Below are 255 nucleotides of genomic sequence, written 5' to 3' on the forward strand. Positions count from 1 at the left end.
GCTTATGCCTTTGCACTAACCTCCTGATGTCCGACCAGGATTAGCTAACCTTCGTGCTCCTCCGTTACTCTTTAGGAGGAGACCGCCCCAGTCAAACTACCCACCAGACACTGTCCGCAACCCGGATTACGGGTCTACGTTAGAACACCAGCCATTAAAGGGTGGTATTTCAAGGTCGGCTCCATGCAGACTGGCGTCCACACTTCAAAGCCTCCCACCTATCCTACACATCAAGGACCAGTGTTCAGTGTCAAG

The 255-nt window shown here is 52.5% G+C and carries 1 rRNA gene; it reads right to left on the reverse strand.

Annotated elements, in window-relative coordinates:
- A 23S ribosomal RNA gene (locus tag NNN64_RS23185) occupies positions 1–255 on the reverse strand; the annotation flags it as partial.

This window comes from Citrobacter sp. Igbk 14, from assembly GCF_028069825.1.
In the GTDB taxonomy this organism is placed as follows: domain Bacteria; phylum Pseudomonadota; class Gammaproteobacteria; order Enterobacterales; family Enterobacteriaceae; genus Citrobacter.